Here is a 22,470-nt window from a genome sequence, read left to right on the forward strand (position 1 = left end):
TTACCTGTGATGAACTGAAACGGCCACCGAAGCCCAATTAGCAAAACGCACGGATGTCGGACATCACGTCACGGCCACACATATGCTGAACAGGCAAAGTCCGTACAGGGCGATGGCGAGGTGAAGAATCACCCAGAGACGATGGAGGCGAATGCGATGCAGTCGAGGAAAAAGACGGTAGTGATCAACCCTCGCACGTACCAGTCTTTCGTCGGACCCCAGCACACCCAGTTCCATAGCGTCCGCAAGGGACTGGAGGAGGAGCGCGCCGCGCTGCGTGGCCTCATTCGCGCGGTTGGACACACCCCAGTCCTGTTCGAGGACTTCTCCGCACAGACCACACCCAGCAGGCAGGCGTGTCTAGATGCCCTTGACTCCGCGGACGTTTGCATCTTCCTGCTCGGGCCGTCCTACGGTCACGTTTTCCCCGAGACAGGGCAATCAGCAACACACGATGAGTGGGTTGCGGCCAAGACGGCGGGCAAGCCGCGCTGGGTCTATCGGAAGTTGGGAGTCACCTTCGAGAACGCCCAACAGGATTTCCTCGATCAAGTTGGCACCTCGCTGGCGGACAGGATCCGCCGGGCCGGGGTGGTCAAAAACAGCGCCGCCCTGACGTCGTCGAGTTCTCGAGAGCACGCAATCGTCGGCATCTCCGTTGCCCAACCTCGTTTTGATGCTCCTCAGCATGGTGAACTGGTGGAGGTTCGCTTGCACAAGTCGGGCCAAGTCTCCTTGCGAGCGACGCTTCCCCGGGACAATATGGGGTCCATCCTCGATCAAGACGCACTGTCTCAGCAAGTTACCTCCCTGCTTAGATTTAGCGGCGCACTGGACCTGATCCACAATGAGCGCATCGTTGTGGCGATCGGTGTATCCAACCCCCAAATGACCCAGGTCGACAGGTTTAACCCACATCAGTCACGTACCCGCGCCTATCTCAGCGCCTGCTAGCGCGACTCTTCGCCGGTTGCGGGCCAGTCCGCAGAACACCCAGCAACGGCCATCGCACGCCATCGTTGGCCAACAGTCAAAGGCCAGCTCATCGGCCCACAAGGGAGACACTTGCAGGGCACCGACCCGCCTCATTAAAGGCCAAGTAGGCCGTTGTCCGCGAGCGCCGACGCCTACCATCCCCCGCCCGGCGGTGTCGTCCCCTCGACACGGCCGCCGCCTGCCCTTGCATCGACGGGCGAGTCCTGGACCGCTGGGCGCTCGCCCTGCTCACCGCCGAGCGGCTGGTCCCGGACGCCGGGGATGAGTGACGGCCATGTCACCCCGCAGGGGACGGTGGCCGGTGCCGCCGCGCCGCGACCCGGAGCCCCGCCCACCGGAAACCCCCGCCAAGGGGATGAAGGGCGGCTCCGGCGGTCAGGATGGAGGCATGGGATTCCATGTCGACTCCGAGGCCGGGCGGCTGCGCCGGGTCATCCTGCACCGGCCCGACCTAGAGCTCAAGAGGCTCACCCCCAGCAACAAGGACGCCCTGCTCTTCGACGACGTGCTGTGGGTGCGCCGGGCGCGTGCCGAGCATGACGGGTTCGCCGACGTCCTGCGGGACCGCGGGGTCGAGGTGCACCTCTTCGGGGACCTGCTCACCGAGACCCTGGCGCTTCCCGAGGCCCGTGCCCTGGTCCTGGACCGGGTCTTCGACGAGAAGGAGTACGGCCCCCTGGCCACCGGCCACCTGCGCGACGCCTTCGACCGGATGCCCCCGGGCGAGCTGGCCGAGGCCCTGGTCGGCGGGATGACCAAGCGGGAGTACCTGGCCGGCCACGAGGAACCGGTCTCCGTGCGCTTCCACGTCATGGAGCTGGACGACTTCCTGCTGCGCCCGCTGCCCAACCACCTGTTCACCCGTGACACCTCGGCGTGGATCTACGACGGCGTCTCCATCAACGCCATGCGCTGGCCCGCCCGGCAGCGCGAGACCGTGCACTTCGAGGCGATCTACCGCCACCACCCGCTGTTCCGCGACGAGGCGTTCCACGTCTGGTCCCGGGGGCAGGCGGACTACCCGTCCACCATCGAGGGCGGTGACGTCCTGGTGCTCGGCAACGGCGCCGTGCTGATCGGGATGAGCGAGCGCACCACCGCGCAGGCCGTGGAGATGCTGGCGCACAAGCTGTTCGCGGCCGGCTCCGCGCGCACCATCGTCGCGCTCGACATGCCCAAGCGGCGCGCCTTCATGCACCTGGACACGGTGATGACCATGGTCGACGGCGACACCTTCACCCAGTACGCCGGCCTCGGCATGCTCCGCTCGTACACCATCGAGCCGGGCGACGGCGGACGGGAGCTGAAGGTCACCGACCACCCGCCGGAGCACATGCACCGGGCGATCGCCGCCGCGCTCGGCCTCGGCGAGATCCGGGTGCTGACCGCCACCCAGGACGTGCACGCCGCCGAACGCGAGCAGTGGGACGACGGCTGCAACGTCCTCGCCGTGGAACCCGGTGTCGTCGTCGCCTACGAGCGGAACGCCACCACCAACACCCACCTGCGCAAACAAGGCATCGAGGTGATAGAGATCCCGGGCAGCGAGCTGGGCCGGGGCCGGGGCGGCCCCCGCTGCATGAGCTGTCCCGTGCAGCGAGACGCTGTATAGAAATGTGGAGTGTCGTATAGACTTACATAGTCCCTGTAGTCGTACACCTGGAGCGCCCCCATGGCGACAGTCCCGACCGCCCTCGCCGGCCGCCACTTCCTCAAGGAGCTGGACTTCACCGAGGCGGAGTTCCGCGGCCTGGTCGAGCTGGCCGCCGAGCTGAAGGCGGCCAAGAAGGCCGGGACCGAGACCCCGTACCTGCGCGGGCGCAACATCGCGCTGATCTTCGAGAAGACCTCGACGCGCACCCGTTGCGCGTTCGAGGTCGCCGCCGCCGACCAGGGCGCCCACACCACCTACCTGGAGCCCTCCGGGTCGCAGATCGGGCACAAGGAGTCCGTCCGGGACACCGCCCGGGTGCTGGGCCGGATGTACGACGCCATCGAGTACCGGGGCGACAGCCAGGCCAAGGTCGAGGAGCTGGCCGCGTACGCCGGCGTGCCCGTCTACAACGGCCTCACCGACGACTGGCACCCCACCCAGATGCTCGCCGACGTGCTCACCATGACCGAGCACTGCGCCAAGCCGCTCGGCGAGATCGCCTTCGCCTACCTCGGCGACGCCCGCTTCAACATGGGCAACTCCTACCTGGTCACCGGCGCCCTGCTCGGCATGGACGTACGGATCGTCGCCCCGAAGTCCTACTGGCCCGCCCAGGAGATCCTCGACCGCGCCCGCGCGCTCGCCGGCTCCAGCGGCGCCCGGATCACCCTCACCGAGGACATCGCCGAGGGAGTGCGCGGCGCCGACTTCGTCGCCACCGACGTCTGGGTGTCCATGGGCGAGCCCAAGGAGGTGTGGGCCGAGCGGATCACGGCCCTCGCCCCGTACGCGGTCACCATGGACGTGCTGCGCGCCACCGGCAACCCGGACGTGCGGTTCCTGCACTGCCTGCCGGCCTTCCACGACCTCGGCACCGCTGTCGGACAGCAGATCTTCGAGGCGCACGGCCTGGACTCGCTGGAGGTGACCGACGAGGTCTTCGAGTCCGCCCACTCGGTGGTCTTCGACGAGGCGGAGAACCGGCTGCACACCATCAAGGCGGTGCTGGTGGCCACACTCGCCCGGGAAACCCTTGCCTGACCCTCCTCACCAGGCATTATCCTGACCGGCGGCCCGGAACCACCCCTTCCGTGGCCGTCGCCGCGGCCCCACCACGGCCGCCCGCACCACCAGAATCGAGCACCACCGGCATGCCCGCTCCCCGCATCAAGTCCCCGCGTCTGCTCGTCGCCGAATCCGGCGCCGACCGCGAAGGACACGGCCTGAAGCGCACCATGGGCCTCTTCCAGCTCATCTGCTTCGGCGTCGGCGCCATCGTCGGCACCGGCATCTTCGTCGGACTGTCCGACTCGGTCGCCCAGGCCGGCCCGGCCGTCGTCGTCTCCTTCGTCCTCGCGGCCCTCACCTGCGTCTTCACCGCCTTCTCCTTCGCCGAGCTGGGCGGCGCCATCCCGGTCTCCGGCTCCTCGTACTCCTTCGCCTACGCCGGCCTCGGCGAGTCCACCGCCTTCCTCGTCGGCTGGTGCCTGCTGCTGGAGTACGGCGTCTCCATCTCGGCCGTCGCGGTCGGCTGGAGCCAGTACGTCAACGAGCTGCTGCACAGCCTCACCGGCCTCCAGCTCCCGGCCGCCCTGTCCGCGGGCCCCGGCGACGGCGGCGTGATCAACCTGCCGGCCGTGATCGTCATCGCCATGGCCTCGGCGCTGCTGATGCGCGGGGTGCGGGAGAGCGCCGGGGCGACCGCCGCCATGGCCGCGGTCAAGCTCGCGATCCTGCTCGCCTTCTGCGCCATCGGCTACAGCGCCTTCAAGGACGGCAACCTCACCCCGTTCTCCCCGGCCGGCCTCGGCGGCATCGGCGCGGGCACCACCGCGGCCTTCTTCTCGTACATCGGCTTCGACGCGATCACCACGGCCGGCGAGGAGGCGAAGAACCCGCGCCGGCACATCCCCGTCGCGATCATGGTCTGCATGGGCATCGTGACCCTGCTGTACTGCGCGGTCGCGCTCGCCGCGATCGGCGCCATCGGCGGCGACCAGGTCGCCGGCCGCCCCGCCGCCCTGTCCTACGTCGTCAACGAGGTCACCGGCTCCGCCGTCGGCGGCGGTGTCATCGCCTTCGGCGCGGTCGTCGCCATCGCCTCCGTGGTCCTCGCCGTGATGTACGGCCAGACCCGCATCCTGATGTCGATGTCCCGGGACGGCCTGATCCCGCGCGTCTTCGAGAAGGTCAGCCCGAAGACCTCCACGCCGGTCGCCGGCACGCTGATCGTCGCCGTCGTCTTCGCGCTCCCGGCGGCCTTCGCCTCGCTGGACGCCGTGATGAACCTGTGCACCATCGGCACCCTCGCCATCATGGCCGTCGTCAACGTCACCGTGCTGGCCCTGCGCCGCCGCGAACCGGGCCTCGACCGCAGCTTCCGGGTGCCGCTGTATCCGGTGGCCCCGCTGCTCGGCATCGGCTTCTGCCTGTACCTGATGTGGGAGACCGGCTGGCACACCTGGATCCAGTTCGCCGTGTTCCTCGCGGCGGGCCTCGCGCTCTACGTCCTCTACGGCCGCCGGCACTCCACGCTGGCCGGTGCGGCCCCGGCCGGTGAGGTCACGCCGGCCGCGGCCGAGCGGGAACCACAGGCAGTCTGAACCACACCGCCTTGCCCGAGGGGGTGGGGCGGTGACCGCAGGAGGAGCTGAGGGCGCGGATCAGCAGCAGCCCGCGCCCGCCCTCCTGCCACACATCGGGCTCCTCGATCACCGGCGCGGTCAGCCGGCCGGGCGGCGCCGGGTCCGGGTCGTGCACCTCGACCTGGCAGTCGGTCGGCCGCAACTCCACCACCAGCTCTATCGGGCCGCGCCCGGCGGTGTGCTCCACCGCGTTGGCCACCAGCTCGGCGGTCAGCAGCTCGGCCGTGTCGCAGTCGGTCACGTGCTCGACCTCGGTGAGGGCCGTGCGCACCAGGGCGCGCGCCACGGGCACCGCCGCCGCGGTGTGCGGCAGCGCGATGCGCCAGGAGGCCGATTCGGCGGGGGGTTCGTGCACGGCGAGTCCTTCATGGAGCAGGCTGTCCTGCTGTCCGACTCCAGGCATGGTACGGGCCCGGCGGGACACGGCCGTCGCCGGGCCGGTCGGTCGCCCCGTTTCTGTCGCGCCATCGTGACGATGTTCACAGACCGGTGACGACTTCACGTCCTGGCGGGCCGTACCGACCTGTGTGCCCTGGTCCGCCCCCTACCGCGCCGGCAGACCCACGAACCGGGCCCCCGCGTCCCGCAGGCGTTCGTGCAGGCCCCGGAAGACCTCCGCCGAACGGACGCCGGGCCAGTCGGGCGGCAGCAGCTGGGTGGGCAGGCCCGGGTCGGTGTAGGGGAGGTGGCGCCAGGAGTCGAGGGCGAGGAGGTAGTCGCGGTACGCCTCCTCGGGCGGGGTGTCCGGGCGGCGGGACCAGGCCCGCAGCACCGGCGCGTGCGCGTCCAGGAAGCGCTCGTGCTCCTTGGCGATCGCGGCCAGGTCCCACCAGCGGGCCACCGCCTCGGCCGTGGGTGCGAAACCCAGGTGCTCGCCGCGGAAGAAGTCCACGTACGGGTCCAGCCGCAGCCGGCGCAGGGTGTGCTCCGTCTCCTCGTACAGCCGGGCCGGGGCGATCCACACCCCCGGCGCGGCGGTGCCGAAGCCCAGGCCGGCCAGCCGGGAGCGCAGCACGTGCCGCTTCTGCCGCTCCGACTCCGGGACCGAGAACACCGCGAGCACCCAGCCCTCGTCCGCCGAGGGCGCGGCCGCGTAGACGCGCCGGTCGCCGTCGTCCAGCAACTGGCGGGCCTCGGGGGACAGTTCGTATCCGGCCGCGCCGGACTCCGTGCGGGCCGGCAGCAGCAGACCGCGCCGCTTGAGCCGGGACACCGAGGAGCGTACGGAGGGCGCGTCCACGCCGACCGCGGCCAGGAGCCGGATCAGCTCGGCGACGGGCACCGGACCGGGCAGTGAGCGGCCGTACGCGCCGTAGAGCGTGACGATGAGGGACCTGGGGACGTGCTGCTCGGACACGTTGATCATTTTAGGTCGTCGGCATCATGGCTGGTCACCACCGGTACGCAGCAGGAACCGCCGCACCTTGCCGGTGGCCGTGCGGGGCAGGAGTCGTACGCCACGGCGGCGCGGGAGTCCGGTGACGGCCGGCGGACGGGTTCGCCGTACTGCCCTGAGCCCGGCCGTGTGCGCCCCGCACAACCGTCAGGAGCATGGACGCGCCACCGTAGGGGTGACGGTCACGTCCGCGGACCCGGCCGACCGGTACCAGTGGAGGCCTCGAACCCCTGTACACCGGGAGGTACCCATGCCCGTCCGCCGTTCCCTCCTCGCCGCCGCCCTCGGTGCCGCGGCCCTGCTGGGCGCGACCGCCGCTCCGGCCGCCGCCGCGCCCGGCGAGTACATCACCGTCGACCCGACCGGCCGGATCGCGGCCGACGGCACGGTCACGCTCTCCGGCACCTACCGCTGCACCGGCGCCACCGGGCCCGCGTTCATCGGTTCCTCGGTCAGCCAGGGCACCGTCCGCCAGCAGGGCATCGGCGGCAGCTCCGCCCGCTGCGACGGCGTCGAGCACCGCTGGCAGAACTCCGGCAAGCCCTACGGGCAGACGCTGCGGCCGGGGGCGGCGCGGGTGCAGGCCACCGTCCTGGAACTGCGCCCCTCGGGCATCGTCCCGCTGCCGGTCTTCCACGCGCAGACGGACCGGGACATCACCCTCGTCCAGGGCTGACACGGGCTCCGCCGGGTTCGGCGTCTGCCCGGGTCCGGCGGTGCTGACGAGCCCCCGCCGGTTCAGGTCGGCGGCCGGCGTTCACTTCGCCGGTTCGGAGCCTGTCGGGGCGGGCGGCCGGCAGCGTGCCCCGTGGGGTCAGGACCCGTCCCGGCCCGGCGGGGCTCACGCGCTCCCCGCGGTGCGGGGGCCGTTTCGCCCCGGCTGCCGGTGCTCGCCCCGCCGGCTCACAGCCCGTTCGGCGGTGACGCCCGACCCTGCCGGTTGACGTTCTGCCCGGGCTGTCGTCGGCTTCGCGCCGGTCAGCGGTCTGTCCGGGCTGTCACCGGCTCGCTGCCGGTTGACGTTCGTCCGGGCTGTAGTCCGCTCGCCGCCGGTTCACGGCCGTGGCCCGCGCCTTGTGGGTTCACCGCCGTCGTGCGCTTCCCGTCCGTTCACAGCTGTCGTCTGCTTGCCGTCGGTTCACGGCCGTGGCCCGCGCCTTGTGGGTTCACCGCCGTCGTGCGCTTCCCGTCCGTTCACAGCTGTCGTCTGCTTGCCGTCGGTTCACGGCCGTGGCCCGCGCCTTGTGGGTTCACCGCCGTCGTGCGCTTCCCGTCCGTTCACAGCTGTCGTCCGCTTCCGGTCCGTTCACAGCCGTGGCCCGCGCCCTGACGGTTCACAGCCGTCGTCCGCTCCCCGTCCGTTCACAGTCCGTCCAGGGCCGTGGCCCGCTCCCCGCCGGTTCCCGGGTCGTCCAGGGCCGGCGGGGCCGTCGTGCGTCGGACGACCGTGCCGCCCGGCCGGCGCAGGGCGGCGACGAACTTGTAGCGGGAGCCGCGGTAGACCGAGCGCACCCACTCCACCGGGGTGCCCTGCGCGTCCCGCGAGTGCCGGGACAGCAGCAGCATCGGCAGCCCCACGTCGGTGGCCAGCAACTGTGCCTCGCGCGGGGTGGACAGCGCGGTCTCGATGGTCTCGTCCGCCTCGGCCAGATGGACGCCGTAGACCTCGGCGAGCGCCGTGTACAGCGACGGGTAGGTGGCCAGCGAGTGGCGCAGGCCGGGGAAGCGCCGTACGGACAGGTGGGTCGTCTCGATCGCCATCGGGTCGCCGCTGGCCAGCCGCAGCCGCTCGATGCGCAGCACCCGTTCGCCGATCCCGATGCCGAGCAGGCCCGCCAGCCGCTCGTCGGCCGGCACCTCCCCGATGTCCAGCATCTGCGAGGCCGGGGTGAGGCCCTGGGCCCGCATGTCCTCGGTGTGCGAGGTGAGTTGGAGGGTGCGGTACAGCTTGGGCTGGGCCACGAAGGTGCCCTTGCCCTGGATCCGGTCGAGCCGGCCCTCGCCGACGAGTTCCTGCAGGGCCTGCCGCACGGTGGTCCGGGAGGTGTCGAACCGCACCGCGAGCAGCCGTTCGGCGGGCATGGCCGAGCCGGGTTGCAGCGCTTCGGCCATCGTCAGGAGCTGCTGCTTGATCCGGTAGTACTTCGGCACGCGCGCGGTGCGGCCGGGCGCCCCCGGGTGCGGATGGGCGCTGCTGACGTCGGTGGTCATGCCTGCCTTCCCGGCTGTGTCGATGGGCTCCCGTTATAGCGACCAACTCCCGTATGGTCTAGTCCAACTGAACGCTCCGGGCGAAAGGGACGGAACGCGGAGGGACGCACTCCGGTGACTTTCTCGTAACGGCCGGGACCGGCTTGTCGAACCACCCTTGACACTCCAAAAGGTCTAGGCCAAGCTCCACCGTACTGGTCTACACCATTAGTGGCCAGGTCCCGAGCCCTACGTGCAACAGCGTCGTACCGCAGGTCACCGCCGAGGGCGTGGGGGGTTAGTGGCATCCCTGAGGAGGGTGGCGTGAAGCGCAAGCTTGCGGCCGCGATCGTGATCGCGGGCATGATGGTCTCCGTGTCGGCGTGCGGCGGGGACGACGGCGACGAGGGCAACGCGGGCCAGACGCTCACCGTCTGGGCGATGGACGGCTCCACCCCGGACCAGTGGGTCAAGGACGTCTCGGCCGCCTTCGAGAAGAAGACCGGCGCCAAGGTGAAGTTCGAGACCCAGAAGTGGGACGGGATCCAGCAGAAGATCACCACCGCCCTCTCCGAGTCCACCCCGCCGGACGTCATCGAGGTCGGCAACACCCAGACCCCGGCGTACGCGGCCACCGGCGGCCTCGCCGAACTGGAGGACCTGAAGAAGGAGATCGGCGCCGACTGGACGCCGTCGGTCTCGCAGTCCTCCGTCTACGACGGCAAGCAGTACGCCGCGCCCTGGTACTTCACCAGCCGCGTGGTCATCTACAACAAGAAGATCTGGGCCCAGGCCGGCATCAAGGACGTCCCCAAGACGCGGGACGAGTTCTTCAAGGACCTGGAGACCATCGACAAGAAGACCGACGCCGAGCCGATCTACCTGCCCGGCCAGAACTGGTACTTCTTCGACGGCCTGACCATCGGCCAGGGCGCCGACCTGGTGAAGAAGCAGGGCGACAAGTACGTCTCCAACCTGGACGACCCCAAGGTCGCCAAGGCCATGGAGATCTACAAGAAGTACGCCTCCTACTCCAAGGCCCCCAAGGACAAGGACGAGGCCACCCCGCAGCAGGCCGAGGTGTTCGCCAAGGGCAAGACCGGCGCGTTCATCGGCATGGGCTGGGAGGCCGCCACCGCGGTCAACGCCAACAAGGCCATCGAGAAGGACCTCGGCTACTTCCCCATCCCCGGCGAGAGCGCCGACAAGCCCGAGAGCGTCTTCCTCGGCGGTTCCAACCTCGCCGTCGCGGCGGGCAGCAAGAAGCAGGAGCTGGCCAAGGAGTTCCTGAGGATCGCCCTGTCCGACCAGTACGAGGGCCAGCTGGCCAAGCTCAACGGCGTCATCCCGAACAAGAAGGCGCTGGAGTCCAACCTGAAGGGCAACCTGGTCGCGGAGGCCATCGCCCCCGGCGCCGCGGTCGGCGGCACCACCCCGCTGATCCCCGAGTGGGGCGCGGTGGAGAACAACCCCAACCCGATCAAGTCCTACATGACGTCCGTGCTGAACGGTAAGTCCCCGGCACAGGCCGCCAAGCAGGTCGAGGACGAGATCAACAAGCGCCTGGCCCAGCAGAACTGATCACCGCGCCGGGGGTGCCACCAGACGGCACCCCCGGCCCACGCCTTGGCCGTGCCACGGGTACGGCCACGGTGTTTCGTACGGCCACGGAAGAGATGGCAACTCATGTCAGTGCAGACCGAAGGCACGGACACGGCCGGGGAGCCCGCTGTCCGCAAGGCCCGGGTGCCGGCCTCGCCGAGAGGTGACGACCGCACCTCCGGGGCCCCGTCCCGGCGCCGCGCCGCCGCCCCCTACCTGCTCCTGCTGCCCGCGCTGGCGGCCACCCTGGTGCTGCTCGGCTGGCCGCTCGTCAAGAACGGCATGCTGTCGTTCCAGAACCTCAACCCGCGCCAGCTCATCCAGCACCTCACCGAGTGGAACGGCGTCGACAACTACCAGGAGGTGCTGACCGCCGGGGAGTTCTGGCGGGTCGTCGAGCGCTCCGTGGTCTTCACCGCCGTCAACGTCACGCTGATCATGGTGATCGGCACGCTGATCGGGCTGCTGCTGGCCCGGCTCGGCAAGCGGATGCGGCTGCTGCTCCTGTTCGGCCTGGTGCTCGCCTGGGCCATGCCGGTCATCGCGGCCACCACCGTCTACAAGTGGCTGTTCGCCCAGCGCTTCGGCGTCGTCAACTGGGTGCTGGACAAGCTCGGCTGGCACTCCATGGCCGACCACAACTGGCTGGAGACCCAGTTCTCCACCTTCGCCGTGGTCACCCTGCTGCTCGTGTGGCAGTCCGTCCCCTTCGTGGCGATCAACCTCTACGCCGCCACCACCACGATCCCCCGGGAACTGTACGAGGCCGCCGCCCTGGACGGCGCCGGCACCTGGAAGGGCTTCACCTCCGTGACCCTGCCCTTCCTGCGGCCGTTCCTGTACGCCACGACGTTCCTCGAAGTCATCTGGATCTTCAAGGCGTTCCCGCAGATCTTCGCGATGAACGAGGGCGGCCCGGACCACCTCACCGAGACCCTGCCGATCTACGCCTTCGTGGAGGGTGTCGGCAACCAGCACTTCGGGCTCGGCGCGGCGATCTCCTTCCTGACCATCGCGGTCCTGCTCGTCATCACCTCGTACTACCTGCGCATGGTGCTCAAGCAAGAGGAGGACGAGCTGTGAAGCGCTCGCTCTTCGGCCGTATCTGGCCCAACGCGACCGCCGTCGTCCTCTTCGTCGGCTTCGCGTTCCCCGTGTACTGGATGTTCGCCACGGCGTTCAAGCCGACCGGCGACATCATCGCCGACGACCCGGTGTGGTTCCCGACCGACGCCACCCTGGAGCACTTCAAGACGGCCGTCGACGCCGACCACTTCTGGACCCTGGTCCTCAACTCGGTCACCGTCACGCTGTTGTCGGTCGCGTTCTCGCTCGTCATCGCCCTGCTCGCGGCCTTCGCCCTGACCCGGATGCGGTTCAAGGGCCGGCGCGGTCTCATCGTGACGTTCATGCTGGCGCAGATGGCTCCCTGGGAAGTCCTCATCATCGCCATGTACATGATCGTGCGGGACAACGACATGCTGGACAGCCTGGTCCCGCTCACCGCCTTCTACACCATGATGGTGCTGCCGCTGACCATCCTGACGCTGCGCGGCTACATCGCCGCCGTGCCCAAGGAGCTGGAGGAGTCGGCGATGGTCGACGGGTGCACCCGCCCGCAGGCCTTCATCAAGGTGATCTTCCCGCTGCTCGCGCCCGGCCTGATGGCGACCTCGCTGTTCGGCTTCATCACCGCCTGGAACGAGTTCCCGCTCGTCCTGATCCTCAACAAGTCCGCCGAGAAGCAGACCCTGCCGCTGTGGCTGTCGCAGTTCCAGACCGCCTTCGGCGACGACTGGGGCGCCACCATGGCCGCCTCGTCGCTCTTCGCGCTGCCCATCCTGATCCTCTTCATCTTCCTGCAACGCAAGGCTGTCAGCGGTCTGACCGACGGCGCCGTGAAGGGATGACGCCCCGATGACCATCATCGCCCCCGGCACCGACACCCTCACCCGCAACGCCCTCGCGGTGCTCCAGCCCGGCTTCGACGGCACCACCGCCCCCGACTGGGTGCGCCGCCGCATCGACGAGGGCCTGGCCTCCGTCGCCCTGTTCGGCCGCAACGTCGTCAGCGAGGAGCAGGTCACCGCGCTCACCGCGCAACTGCGCGCCGGCCGGGACGACCTGCTCGTCGCCATCGACGAGGAGAGCGGCGACGTCACCCGCCTCGACGTGCGCACCGGCTCCGCCTTCCCCGGCAACCACGCCCTCGGCGCCGTGGACGACCCCGGCCTGACCCGGTCCGTCGCCCGCGAACTGGGCCGCCGCCTGGCCGCCTGCGGCGTCACCTTCGACTGGGCGCCCTCCGCCGACGTCAACGCCAACCCCGACAACCCGGTCATCGGCGTCCGCTCCTTCGGCACGAGCCCCGACCTGGTCGCCCGGCACACCGCCGCCTGGGTCGAGGGCCTGCAGTCCTCCGGCGTCGCCGCCTGCACCAAGCACTTCCCCGGGCACGGCGACACCAACGTCGACTCCCACCACGCCGTCCCCCGCATCGACGTCGACGCCGACACCCTCTACGAGCGCGAACTGCCCCCGTTCCGCGCGGCCATCGCCGCCGGCACCCGGGCCATCATGAGCGCCCACATCCTGGTGCCGGCCCTCGACCCGGACCGCCCCGGCACCCTGTCCCCGCGCATCCTCACCGATCTGCTGCGCGGCGAACTGGGCTACCAGGGCCTGATCGTCACCGACGGCATCGAGATGCGCGCCATCTCCGCCACCTACGGCCTCAACCAGGGCGTGGTCCTCGCGATCGCGGCCGGCGCCGACGCCATCTGCGTGGGCGGCGGACTGTGCGACGAGGGCACCGTGCTCGGCATGCGGGACGCGCTCGTCGCGGCCGTGCGCTCCGGCGAACTGCCCGAGGAACGGCTCGCCGACGCCGCCGCCCGGGTGCGCGACCTGGCCGCCTGGACCGCCGCGCACCGCGAGGATGCCGCGCGGACCACGCCCGACCCGGAGATCGGCCTGGTCGCGGCCCGCCGCGCGGTGACCGTGACCCGCACCGGCGCCGCCGCACCGGTCACCGGGCCGGTGTACATCGCCCGGTTCAACCCGGCCCCGAACATCGCCGTCGGCCACGAGACCCCCTGGGGCGTCGCCGCCGAGCTGGAGCGGCTGCTGCCCGGCAGCGACTCCGGGACCTTCACCGGCGACGACGCCGGAGCCGCCGCCCTCGTTGCGGCCGGCGGACGCCGGATCGTCGCCGTCGTCCGCGACGAACACCGGCACCCCTGGATGCGCGCCGCGCTCGACACCCTGCTCGCCGCCCGGCCCGACACCGTCGTGGTCGAGATGGGCCTGCCGCAGGCCCCGCCGCGCGGTGCCCTGCACCTCGCCACCTACGGCGCCGCCCGCGTCTGCGGAGTGGCCGCCGCCGAGGCCGTCCTGGCCGGCTGACCTCTTCCCTCCCGGCCGCCCGCCCCTCCCCGGCGGGCGGCCACCTTCTCCGTGCTTCCTCCGTGAACCGGTGGCCTTTTCACGCCCTGACGTATGCCACCGGCACATGTCTCACGTCCGACCCGCAGGTGTTGTCGTCCCGATCACCCCGGAGTGTGAACACATGCACGAGCCCACCCCCTACCTCCACCGAGCGGCGACCGGCCGCCCCTACTTCAGCGCCGACGGCGAGACCTACCTCGCCCCGACCCCGCTGCGCGACCTGGAGAAGACCGAGCCGCTGCGCGTACTGTCCGAGGACGACTTCGCGTTCTGGCAGACCTACGGCTACGTCGTCGTCCGTGAGGCCATCACCCCCGGCGAGGCCAAGGCCCTGCTCGACTTCGCGTGGGAGTTCCAGGGACTCGACCCCGACCGCCCCGACACCTGGTACGAGGAGCCCGAGTTCCGCTCCGAACTCGACCGCCACCTGTACATCTACGGCTTCGTCGAGGCATACCACCACCAGCTGATCTGGGACAGCCGGCAAAGCCGGCGGGTCTACGACGCCTTCGTGGACGTCTGGGACAGCCCCGAGCTGTGGGTCACCCTGGACCGGCTCAACCTCAACCCGCCCAACGTCCGCACACGTTCGCGGTCCCTGATCGAACCCACCGACGAGGGCTTCGACATCGAGCTGCACTGGGACGTCGACTCCACCCGCGCCGTGCTGCCGCAGCGCGTCCAGGGCATCATCGCGCTCACCGACACCCGGCCCGAACTCGGCGGCTTCCAGTGCGCGCCGGAACTCTTCCGCCGCTTCGAGGAGTGGCGGCTCGCCCAGCCGCCCGGCCGCGACCCGGTCCGCCCCGCGATCGACCGCGCCGAGTTCCCGGTGGTCCGCCCCGACCTCCAGCCCGGCGACCTGCTGATCTTCAACGGGATGCTCGCCCACGGAGTGGCGCCCAACCTCTCTGACAACGCTGTCCGGGCCGTCCAGTACCTGTCGATGATGCCCGCCCTGGAGGAACACACCGCGCTGCGCGACTCCCGCGTGCACTCCTGGCGCACCTTGGAGACCCCCGACTGGAACGCCACCCTGCTCGGCGACGCCCGCACCCCGGAAGCCCTCCGCTACGGCCCCGCCGAACTGAACGGCCTGGGGCGCAGGCTGCTGGGGCTCGACTCCTGGACCACCGGGGAAGGCGACCGGTGAACCGCGTCTGCCTCGCCCTGCCCACCAACCGCGCCTGCTCCGCCACCCTCACCGCCCTGCACGCGGAAGCCGCCCACGCGGTACGGAACTTCGGCGCCGACGTCCAACTGCTGATCCTGGACTCCGCCGACGCCCGCACCCGGGCCGCCCACGCGGACACCGTCGCGGCCCTGGCCCCGCAGCCGGGCGTGACCGTCCACCACCTCGACGAGGAACGCCAACGCGCCTGGCTGCGCCGGACGATCACCCGCTCCGGACTGCCCGAGCCGGACCGGCTGCTCGACCTCATGCTCCCGCCCGCCGTCTCCTACGGCGCCTGCACCAACCGCGCCTTCCTGCTGGCCGCCTCCCTGGGCTGCCACTCCGTGCACCGCAGGGACTCCGACAGCACCTACCAGGTCCACGCCGGCGAACCGGTGTTCCCCGTCCACCACGAACTGCCCTGGCTCGGCCGCCCCGCCACCGAGGCTACGGCGACGGTCACCCGCACCGACCTCGACCCGGCGCTGGCCCACCGTCCGGTCGCCCTGGCCGGCGCCTCCTTCATCGGCGAACTCTCCGTCGACATCGCGGAGATACGACGCCTGGACGAGGCCGTCTACCACGACGTCGTCGGCCTCTGGGCGCCCGGCGACTGGCCCGAGGACCGCCGCCGCGCGCTGGTCGAGGAGTCCTTCACGGGCGCCGGCACCGACCCCTTCACCGACGACCACTCGACCCTCACCGTGGTCGACCCCATGCGCGTCGACATGTGCAACATCGCCTTCGACCGGGCGGTGTACGAGCGGGTCCCGCTGCCGCCCGCCACCGACACCATCGGCAGCGACTACTTCCTCCTCCACCTCGTCCACGACGCGGGCCTGCCCGGCATCCTGCACAACCGCCACATCGAGAACTTCCACACCCCCGAACGCCGTACCGACACCGGCTTCCCCGCCTACCAGCGGCGGTTCGTGAAGTTCCTGCTGTCGATGCTCCACTTCCACCACGTCTACGACCGCATGGCCGCGGAGGGTGCCGCCGGCCTGCTCGACGCCGACCACCGGGTCCGCCCCGACCGGGTGGCACGGCTCGTGCGCGAGAGCACCACCCTGGACCGCACCGAGAACATCTGGCGCCTGGACCGAGTGGACACGGCGTACCGCAAACTGGGCGGCAGATACACGAAGTTCGCCGACCAACTGGCCGAAGAGCGCGACGAGTTGCTGGACCAGGCGGCAAGGGACATGGAGGACTTCGCCTTCCTGACCGAGGCATGGCCGGCACTGATGGAAGCGGCCCGCACATGAGCGCCCTGAAGGGGCGCGGGGAACGGCGCGACAAGCCACAGATCACCCGTACCCGCGACACAACACTCCCGGGCACATCCGTAGGCGCACCCACAACCGACCACATCCGCTACGACCTCACCGGCATAGAGCACCAATACGACACCCTGCTCAGCGAGTTGCCCGGCACGGACGTCTGCTTCGCCCTCAAGGCCTGCCCAGTGGACGAAGTCCTCCGCTGCCTGGCGGACCGCGGCGCCGGTTTCGACACCGCGAGCCCAGCCGAAATCCGACAGGCACTCCAGGCCGGGGCGCGGCCCCACCGCATCCACTACGGCAACACCATCAAGTCCGACCACGACATCGCCGCAGCCCACCGCCTGGGTGTCCGCACGTTCGCCACCGACAGCCTCGAAGACGTCACCGCGATCGCCGAGAACGCCCCCGGCGCCCGTGTGTTCTGCCGGCTGGCCACCAGCGGCCAGGGCGCCCTGTGGGGCCTGAACCGCAAGTTCGGCTGCGACCCGGAAGACGCCGTACGGATCATGGCCGCCGCCCGCTCGGCCGGTCTCGTCCCGGCCGGGCTCTCCGTGCACGTCGGCTCCCAGCAGATGACCGGCGAGGCATGGCAGCAGGCCCTGGACACACTCGCCGGGACACTGCTCGCGCTGGCCGGGCGGGGGATCGTACCCGACCACGTCAACCTCGGCGGCGGCCTGCCCGCGCTCGGTTACCTGGACCGGCGCGGCACCCCGCTCGACCCGCCGCTGGACAAGATCCTCACCGTGCTCCGCGAGGGCATGGAGCACCTGAACGGCCTGGCGGCCGCCCCGCTGCGGTTCGTCCTGGAGCCGGGCCGGCACCTGGTCGCCGACCACGGCGCGGTCCGGGCGCACGTGGTGCGGCTGACCGAGCGGACCGGGCCGGACGGCCGGCCCGCCCGCTGGCTGTACCTGAGCGCGGGCAAGTTCAACGGCCTGTACGAGATGGACCAGGTGACCCACCCGCTGGTCTTCCCCGGCCGGGAGACCGACGAGCACGTGCCCGCCATCGTCGCGGGCCCCACCTGCGACGGCGACGACGCCTACGGCGGCGGCCGGCACCCGGCGTCCGTCCCCCGGACCCTCGCCTCCGGCGACCCGGTGTGGATCCTCTCCGCCGGTGCCTACGCCCCCAGTTACACGACCCAGGGCTTCAACGGCATCCGCCCGCTGCCGTGCGTGTGCGTACGCGGCCCGGAAGGACTCCCACTGACATGAACGACCGTCTACGGGGCATCACCGAGGCCGACTGGCCCCGGCTGGCCGCCCTGGAGAGCGAGGCGTACGCGGACCTCTCCCTCACCGAGGGCGAGGAGGCGCTGCGCTCCCGGGCCCGCGCCTCGGCCGGCACCTGCTTCGTCCTGGAACGCGACGGCCGGCCCGCCGGCTACGTCCTCGCCCTGCCCTACCCCCGGTTCCGCTGCCCCGCGCTGGGCAGCCCGGAACCGGCCGTCCACGACACCGCCAACCTGCACCTGCACGACATCGTGGTCAGCGCCCCGCTGCGCCGCCGGGGGCTCGGCACCCGGCTGGTGCGCCACCTGACCGAGACGGCCCGGGCGCGCGGCTTCACCACCGTCTCGCTCGTCGCCGTCGGCGACAAGGAGGCGTTCTGGCGCGCCCGCGGCTACCGCGCCCACCCGTCGGCCCAAGTCCCGCCGGAGTACGGCCGGGGCGCGGTCTACATGTCGGCGCCGGTGACCGCCCCGGCCCGGTCGCTCCGGGAGGCGGTGTGATGCCCGCCGGGTCCTTCGCGCGCGCCAAGTGGTCGATCGCCGCGCTGTTCTGCTTCCTCGGCTTCCAGTACGGCACCTGGATCGCCCGCCTGCCCGCGCTGAAGACCCGGCTGGACCTCGGCGCCGGCGAGGTGGGGCTGCTGCTGATGGCCTGCGGGGCGGGCGCGGCGGTCTCCTTCCCGCTGGTCGCCGTGCTGATGCGGCGGCTCGGCTCCCGGCTGCTGTCCCTGGTGTCCGGCGCCGCCCTGATCGCCGTACTGGCCGCCCTGTCCGTCGTACCCGATTACCCGCTGGCGCTGCTCGCCGTGGCCGCCGACGGGGTCGCGGTCGGCTGTCTCAACGTGGCCATGAACGCGCAAGGCGCCGCGCTGGAGAAGGCGTACGACCGCACCGCCATGTCCCAGCTGCACGCCACCTTCAGCGCCGGGCTGCTCGCCGCCGCCCTGCTGGCCTCCGGTGTCACCGCGCTGACCGGGTCCGTACCGGCCCACTTCGCCGTCGCCGGCGCGCTGTTGCTGCTCCTGCTCGGCGGCGCCCGGCCGGGCCTGCTCGCGCACGAGGAGCCGGTCCCGGCCGACGGGAACGGGAAGAAGCCCAGGGCCCGGCGCGGGCTGCCGTCCGGTACGACCCTGCTCATGGGCTGTGCCATGGCGTTCGGCACCATCACCGAGGGCGCGATGAACGACTGGTCGACGCTCTACCTGAAGGACGTCGTCCGGGCGCCGGCGAGCGTCGCGCCGCTCGGCATCGCGGTCGTCTCCGTGATGATGCTGCTGGCCCGGGTGTGCGCGGACCGCTGGCGCACCCGCTGGGGCGACGGCGCGGTGGTGCGCACCGGCAGCGCGGTGGCCGCCGTCGGCCTGGCCCTCGCCCTGCTCGCCGGGGGAGTGGTCCCCACGCTGCTCGGCTTCGCCTGCGTCGGCCTCGGCGCCGCCGCCGTCACGCCGTGCGTGTACGTGGCGGCGGCCGGACACGGCTCGGACGCCCTCGCCCTGGTCGCCGCGATGGGCACCACCGGGCTGCTGGGCGGCCCGGCCCTGATCGGCTTCGTGGCGAGCGCGGCGAACCTCACCCTGGGCATGGCCACGGTGGCGGTCTGCGCCCTGATCGTCACGGCGACCGCGTTCCGGATCCCGTGGCGGGCCCGGACCGGCGCGCTCGCCGAGACGACCTGAGCGGAACCGGAGCGCTCACGGTCTGTGACGACGGCCCGGTGCCCGGGGTGCCGGGTCGTCGTCCCAGGCCGGGGGCGGCAGCCCGGCCGAGTCCAGCAGCTGCTCGCCGTACAGGTCCTGGAGCCAGTTGGTCTGGTACACGGTGTCCAGGTAGCGCTCGCCGAGGTCGGGGGCGATGGCCACCGCGGTCAGCTCCCGGGCGTCCTGCCGGGCCAGCCACTCCGTCGCCGCGCTGACCACCGTCCCGGTGGAGCCGCCGAACAGGAAGCCCCGCCGGGCCAGCCGGTGGCAGGTGCGGATGGTGTCCGCCTCCTCCACCCGGATCACCTCGTCGACGTAGGACTCGTCCAGCAGCGGCGGGCGCATGCTCATGCCCAGGCCGGGGATCATCCGGCGGCCGGGCGGGCCGCCGAACGCCACCGAGCCCGCGCTGTCCACGGCGACGATCCGCACCGGCCGGTGCCACTCGCGGAACCAGCGCGCGCAGCCCATCAGGGTCCCGGCGGTGCCGGTCCCGACGAACAGCACGTCAAGTCCCGGGAAGTGACCGGCGATCTCCGGCGCGGTGGTGCGGTAGTGCGCCCGCCAGTTGCCGGCGTTGGTGTACTGGCTCAGCCACACGTACCGGTCGTCCGACGCGCACAGCGAACGCAGGTACTCCAGCCGGGTGCCCAGGAAACCGCCGTTCTCGTCCAGGTCGGTCACCACGTGCACATGACTGCCGAGGGCCTCCATCAGCAGCTTGGTCGACAGGTTGCACCGGGGGTCCGTCACGCACAGGAACCGGTAACCCTTGCTCGCGGCGATCATGCTGAGCGCGACGCCCAGGTTGCCGGAGGAGGACTCGACGAGGACGGAGTCCGGCTTCAGGCTCCCGTCCCGCTCGGCGCTCTCCACCATCTCGTTCGCGGCCTTCAGCTTGATGGAGCCGGCGAAATTGAAGCCCTCGCACTTGAGGTAGAGGCGGTATCCGAATATCGACTCCAGATCGACGAAGAGACTCCCTTCGTTGAACGCTTGGGGAGCGGAGATCACGGGCACGGCGGGCCTCCTGTTGCCAGGGCCGGGGGAAACGGCCTCAGCCGTACCGGCGCAGGTCGTGGAAGAAGTCGTCGACGAGGCGGAGTCGGCCCGCCCGGGCGACCTGGTCGTAGACGTACTTGCCCACGGCGAGGTCGAGGACGCCGAGGCCGAAGGGCGAGAAGATCACCGGCTGGTCGCGCGGCGGCGCGGCCCGGCCCAGCAGCACGTCGTTGAGGGTGCCGTTGAGGAAGTCGCGGTTGCCGGTGCGCTGCTCGACCAGGTGCGGGGAGGTGTCCGCCTTCAGGCAGTGCTCCACGTCGTCCACGAAGTTGGCCGAGGCGAGCAGGACCTCGGGGGCGAGGTCGCGCAGCGAGATGTGCAGCACCAGCGGGTTGTGGTCGAACCAGGCCGGGGTCGTGACGTGCGGCCGGCCGGCGACGGTGGCGAACACCACCAGGTCGCTGGAGCGGATCAGGCCCTCCGCGCTGTCGTGGACGGTGACCGGCTCGGTGGCCCCGGTCTGCCGCAGATAGCCGCAGAAGCCCTCGGTGCTGGCGGGTGACACGTCGTGCACGCCGATCGCCTCGAAGGACCAGCCGGTGCGGGCCAGGAAGGTGTGGATGTACCGGGCGATCAGGCCGGTGCCGCAGAAACCGACCCGGGCCGGCCGGGGCCGCTCGCGGCTGAGCCAGTCCGCGGCCAGTGCGGCGGACGCGGCGGTCCGGGTCGCGCTGATGATGGAACTCTCCAGGCAGGCGAACGGGTAGCCGGTGTCGTGGTCGTTGAGGATGAGCACGGCCGACGCCCGGGGCAGCCCGGAGTCCACGTTCTCCGGGAAACTGGAGATCCACTTCAGCCCGTCCACGCGCACGGACCCGCCGATGGACGCCGGCAGCGCGATGATCCGGGAGCTGGGACGGTCGGGGAAGCGCAGGAAGTACGACGGCGGGTTCACCGACTCCCCGGCGCCGTGCAGCCGGTAGGTGGCCTCGACCAGCTCCACCACCTGTCTCTCGGTCCCTTCCAGGGCCTTCTTCACCTGCTCGCCGGGGATCACGGCGAACGTCGGCACGGACGGCGGGCCGGACTCGGCCGCGCGGGCGGTGTGGGGCAGTACGTCGGTCATCGTCCGCTCGCCTCCGGGGTGAAGGAGCCGTCGGCCACCTGCCGGGGCTCGGCCATGCCGACCAGGATCCGCCGCTCGCCGGTGAACGGCTCCCGGCTGTGCGCGCTGCGGATGTTGTCCACCAGCAGCAGGTCACCGGCCTGCCAGGGTTCGCGCCGGGTGTGCTCCTCGTACGTGGCGTTCAGGCGCTCGACGATGTCCGCGCCGATCGGGGCGCCGTCGCTGTAGCAGGTGTTGAACGGCAGACCGTCCGGGCCGTACTCGTCCACCAGGTACTCGCGGACCTCCGGGGCGAGCGTCCACTCGTTGAGGAAGGCGATCTGGTTGAACCAGCAGCGGCGGCCCGTCAGCGGGTGCCGGACGACGGCGGCGCGGCGCTGCCGGGTGCGCAGCGAACCGTCGGCGAGCCAGGTGAAGTCGATGGCGTTGGCCCGGCAGTAGGCCTCGATCGCGGCGCGGTCGGCGGTGCCGAAGGACTCCTCCAGGGACGCCCCGATCTCGTCGTTGTAGCTGCGGGTCAGCAGCCAGCCCTCCTGCTCGAACCGTCGCGCCAGGTCGGCGGGCAGCGCCTTGAGGACCTCCTCGGCGTCGGCCACCGCGGTCGCCCCGCCCGACTCGGGCGGGGTCAGGCACGCGAACAGCATCAGACCGGGCACCCGCAGCCGGTAGCTCAGCTCGTGGTGCATGCACATCGGCTGGTTGGCCGGCCACGGCGTGGAGGTGTACAGCCCCGGGCCGGCGGCCTCGCGCGGCGCGAACGCCTCCGCCTCCGTCATCGGCTCGCCCGCCAGCCGGGTCAGGACGGCACCGACCTGCTCGGCGTCCGTCAGACCGAGGCCGCGCACGAGCAGCGCGCCGTGCTCGGTGACCTGTGCGCGCAGCGCCTCGCGGTGCTCGGCCGCCCAGTCGGCGGGGTCGCCCGGCGGAGCGACGCGCAGCATCGCTGGTCGGTCCGGCCGCAGCTCCACGTCGAGCGGTGCTGCCAGGGATGAGGACGGCATCTCGGTTTCCTTTCCGG

General features: G+C 71.2%; 19 protein-coding genes and 1 pseudogene. 14 read left to right on the forward strand and 6 right to left on the reverse strand.

Features of this window, described 5'->3' with window-relative positions; genetic code table 11:
- Nucleotides 1–141 precede the first annotated feature (141 nt).
- The 4 genes from HB370_RS30025 (at nucleotide 142) to HB370_RS30040 (ending at nucleotide 5,253) form a co-directional block, all read left to right on the forward strand.
- Nucleotides 142–954 carry a DUF4062 domain-containing protein gene (locus tag HB370_RS30025; protein ID WP_244405679.1) on the forward strand — a complete coding sequence of 271 codons (813 nt, stop codon included), beginning with the start codon at nucleotides 142–144 and terminating at the stop codon, nucleotides 952–954.
- A 430-nt stretch (nucleotides 955–1,384) separates the two neighbouring features.
- Nucleotides 1,385–2,608, forward strand: coding sequence for an arginine deiminase (locus tag HB370_RS30030; RefSeq protein WP_030777520.1), 1,224 nt, complete (start codon nucleotides 1,385–1,387; stop codon nucleotides 2,606–2,608).
- Nucleotides 2,609–2,668: 60 nt separating this feature from the next.
- Nucleotides 2,669–3,691 carry an ornithine carbamoyltransferase gene (argF, locus tag HB370_RS30035; protein ID WP_030777522.1) on the forward strand — a complete coding sequence of 341 codons (1,023 nt, stop codon included), beginning with the start codon at nucleotides 2,669–2,671 and terminating at the stop codon, nucleotides 3,689–3,691.
- A gap of 110 nt (nucleotides 3,692–3,801) precedes the next feature.
- On the forward strand, nucleotides 3,802–5,253 hold the full coding sequence (locus HB370_RS30040) for an amino acid permease (RefSeq protein WP_030777525.1): 1,452 nt from the start codon (nucleotides 3,802–3,804) through the stop codon (nucleotides 5,251–5,253).
- On the opposite strand, the gene HB370_RS30045 is transcribed toward HB370_RS30040, so the two are convergent.
- On the reverse strand, nucleotides 5,213–5,698 hold the full coding sequence (locus HB370_RS30045) for an ATP-binding protein (RefSeq protein WP_051815417.1): 486 nt from the start codon (nucleotides 5,696–5,698) through the stop codon (nucleotides 5,213–5,215). The genes HB370_RS30040 and HB370_RS30045 overlap by 41 nt on opposite strands.
- A gap of 141 nt (nucleotides 5,699–5,839) precedes the next feature.
- On the reverse strand, nucleotides 5,840–6,661 hold the full coding sequence (locus HB370_RS30050) for a PaaX family transcriptional regulator C-terminal domain-containing protein (RefSeq protein ID WP_030777530.1): 822 nt from the start codon (nucleotides 6,659–6,661) through the stop codon (nucleotides 5,840–5,842).
- A 280-nt stretch (nucleotides 6,662–6,941) separates the two neighbouring features.
- On the opposite strand from HB370_RS30050, the gene HB370_RS30055 reads away from it, so the two are divergent.
- The gene (locus HB370_RS30055; RefSeq protein WP_030777532.1) at nucleotides 6,942–7,367 is read left to right on the forward strand and encodes a DUF6299 family protein; all 426 of its coding nucleotides are present in this window, start codon (nucleotides 6,942–6,944) and stop codon (nucleotides 7,365–7,367) included.
- Between the two features lie 686 nt (nucleotides 7,368–8,053).
- Here HB370_RS30055 and HB370_RS30060 read toward each other — a convergent pair.
- Nucleotides 8,054–8,902: a GntR family transcriptional regulator gene (locus HB370_RS30060; protein WP_030777533.1), complete on the reverse strand. Its 849-nt coding sequence runs from the start codon at nucleotides 8,900–8,902 to the stop codon at nucleotides 8,054–8,056.
- A 303-nt stretch (nucleotides 8,903–9,205) separates the two neighbouring features.
- Between HB370_RS30060 and HB370_RS30065 the strand changes: the two genes are divergently transcribed.
- The 9 genes and pseudogenes from HB370_RS30065 (at nucleotide 9,206) to HB370_RS30105 (ending at nucleotide 19,303) form a co-directional block, all read left to right on the forward strand.
- Nucleotides 9,206–10,462, forward strand: coding sequence for an extracellular solute-binding protein (locus HB370_RS30065; RefSeq protein WP_030777536.1), 1,257 nt, complete (start codon nucleotides 9,206–9,208; stop codon nucleotides 10,460–10,462).
- 105 nt (nucleotides 10,463–10,567) lie between these two features.
- A complete protein-coding gene (locus tag HB370_RS30070) occupies nucleotides 10,568–11,566 on the forward strand; it encodes a sugar ABC transporter permease (protein WP_030777537.1) in 999 nt (332 codons plus the stop codon).
- Nucleotides 11,563–12,393, forward strand: coding sequence for a carbohydrate ABC transporter permease (locus HB370_RS30075; protein ID WP_030777539.1), 831 nt, complete (start codon nucleotides 11,563–11,565; stop codon nucleotides 12,391–12,393). The genes HB370_RS30070 and HB370_RS30075 overlap by 4 nt, the downstream gene beginning before the upstream one ends.
- Before the next feature lie 7 nt (nucleotides 12,394–12,400).
- On the forward strand, nucleotides 12,401–13,888 hold the full coding sequence (locus tag HB370_RS30080; protein ID WP_030777541.1) for a glycoside hydrolase family 3 protein: 1,488 nt from the start codon (nucleotides 12,401–12,403) through the stop codon (nucleotides 13,886–13,888).
- A gap of 163 nt (nucleotides 13,889–14,051) precedes the next feature.
- Nucleotides 14,052–15,083: a phytanoyl-CoA dioxygenase family protein gene (locus HB370_RS30085; RefSeq protein ID WP_030777543.1), complete on the forward strand. Its 1,032-nt coding sequence runs from the start codon at nucleotides 14,052–14,054 to the stop codon at nucleotides 15,081–15,083.
- A complete protein-coding gene (locus tag HB370_RS30090) occupies nucleotides 15,080–16,372 on the forward strand; it encodes a DUF6271 family protein (RefSeq protein WP_030777545.1) in 1,293 nt (430 codons plus the stop codon). The genes HB370_RS30085 and HB370_RS30090 overlap by 4 nt, the downstream gene beginning before the upstream one ends.
- A complete protein-coding gene (locus HB370_RS30095) occupies nucleotides 16,369–17,610 on the forward strand; it encodes a type III PLP-dependent enzyme (protein WP_030777547.1) in 1,242 nt (413 codons plus the stop codon). The genes HB370_RS30090 and HB370_RS30095 overlap by 4 nt, the downstream gene beginning before the upstream one ends.
- A pseudogene (locus tag HB370_RS30100) lies at nucleotides 17,607–17,966 on the forward strand (GNAT family N-acetyltransferase); the annotation flags it as partial. The gene HB370_RS30095 and the pseudogene HB370_RS30100, both read left to right, overlap by 4 nt.
- A gap of 38 nt (nucleotides 17,967–18,004) precedes the next feature.
- Nucleotides 18,005–19,303: an MFS transporter gene (locus HB370_RS30105; protein ID WP_106980585.1), complete on the forward strand. Its 1,299-nt coding sequence runs from the start codon at nucleotides 18,005–18,007 to the stop codon at nucleotides 19,301–19,303.
- 15 nt (nucleotides 19,304–19,318) lie between these two features.
- Here HB370_RS30105 and sbnA read toward each other — a convergent pair whose 3' ends face one another.
- Genes sbnA through HB370_RS30120 form a run of 3 tightly spaced genes read right to left on the reverse strand, consistent with a single transcriptional unit; the run spans nucleotide 19,319 to nucleotide 22,453 of the window.
- Nucleotides 19,319–20,344: a 2,3-diaminopropionate biosynthesis protein SbnA gene (gene sbnA / locus HB370_RS30110; protein ID WP_030777554.1), complete on the reverse strand. Its 1,026-nt coding sequence runs from the start codon at nucleotides 20,342–20,344 to the stop codon at nucleotides 19,319–19,321.
- A 37-nt stretch (nucleotides 20,345–20,381) separates the two neighbouring features.
- Nucleotides 20,382–21,452: a 2,3-diaminopropionate biosynthesis protein SbnB gene (sbnB, locus tag HB370_RS30115; protein ID WP_030777557.1), complete on the reverse strand. Its 1,071-nt coding sequence runs from the start codon at nucleotides 21,450–21,452 to the stop codon at nucleotides 20,382–20,384.
- On the reverse strand, nucleotides 21,449–22,453 hold the full coding sequence (locus tag HB370_RS30120; protein ID WP_030777558.1) for a TauD/TfdA family dioxygenase: 1,005 nt from the start codon (nucleotides 22,451–22,453) through the stop codon (nucleotides 21,449–21,451). Before HB370_RS30120 ends, sbnB begins: the two co-directional genes overlap by 4 nt.
- Between the last annotated feature and the right edge of the window lie 17 nt (nucleotides 22,454–22,470).

The organism is Streptomyces sp. DSM 40868, from assembly GCF_011820545.1.
Classification (GTDB): domain Bacteria; phylum Actinomycetota; class Actinomycetes; order Streptomycetales; family Streptomycetaceae; genus Streptomyces; species Streptomyces eurythermus.

Bases quoted from the DNA above. Each gene is read 5' to 3' on its own strand.
- HB370_RS30025 (WP_244405679.1), top strand. From the start codon at position 142: ATGGAGGCGAATGCGATGCAGTCGAGGAAAAAGACGGTAGTGATCAAC.
- HB370_RS30030 (WP_030777520.1), top strand. From the start codon at position 1,385: ATGGGATTCCATGTCGACTCCGAGGCCGGGCGGCTGCGCCGGGTCATC.
- argF (WP_030777522.1), top strand. From the start codon at position 2,669: ATGGCGACAGTCCCGACCGCCCTCGCCGGCCGCCACTTCCTCAAGGAG.
- HB370_RS30040 (WP_030777525.1), top strand. From the start codon at position 3,802: ATGCCCGCTCCCCGCATCAAGTCCCCGCGTCTGCTCGTCGCCGAATCC.
- HB370_RS30045 (WP_051815417.1), bottom strand. From the start codon at position 5,698: ATGCCTGGAGTCGGACAGCAGGACAGCCTGCTCCATGAAGGACTCGCC.
- HB370_RS30050 (WP_030777530.1), bottom strand. From the start codon at position 6,661: ATGATCAACGTGTCCGAGCAGCACGTCCCCAGGTCCCTCATCGTCACG.
- HB370_RS30055 (WP_030777532.1), top strand. From the start codon at position 6,942: ATGCCCGTCCGCCGTTCCCTCCTCGCCGCCGCCCTCGGTGCCGCGGCC.
- HB370_RS30060 (WP_030777533.1), bottom strand. From the start codon at position 8,902: ATGACCACCGACGTCAGCAGCGCCCATCCGCACCCGGGGGCGCCCGGC.
- HB370_RS30070 (WP_030777537.1), top strand. From the start codon at position 10,568: ATGTCAGTGCAGACCGAAGGCACGGACACGGCCGGGGAGCCCGCTGTC.
- HB370_RS30080 (WP_030777541.1), top strand. From the start codon at position 12,401: ATGACCATCATCGCCCCCGGCACCGACACCCTCACCCGCAACGCCCTC.
- HB370_RS30085 (WP_030777543.1), top strand. From the start codon at position 14,052: ATGCACGAGCCCACCCCCTACCTCCACCGAGCGGCGACCGGCCGCCCC.
- HB370_RS30095 (WP_030777547.1), top strand. From the start codon at position 16,369: ATGAGCGCCCTGAAGGGGCGCGGGGAACGGCGCGACAAGCCACAGATC.
- sbnB (WP_030777557.1), bottom strand. From the start codon at position 21,452: ATGACCGACGTACTGCCCCACACCGCCCGCGCGGCCGAGTCCGGCCCG.
- HB370_RS30120 (WP_030777558.1), bottom strand. From the start codon at position 22,453: ATGCCGTCCTCATCCCTGGCAGCACCGCTCGACGTGGAGCTGCGGCCG.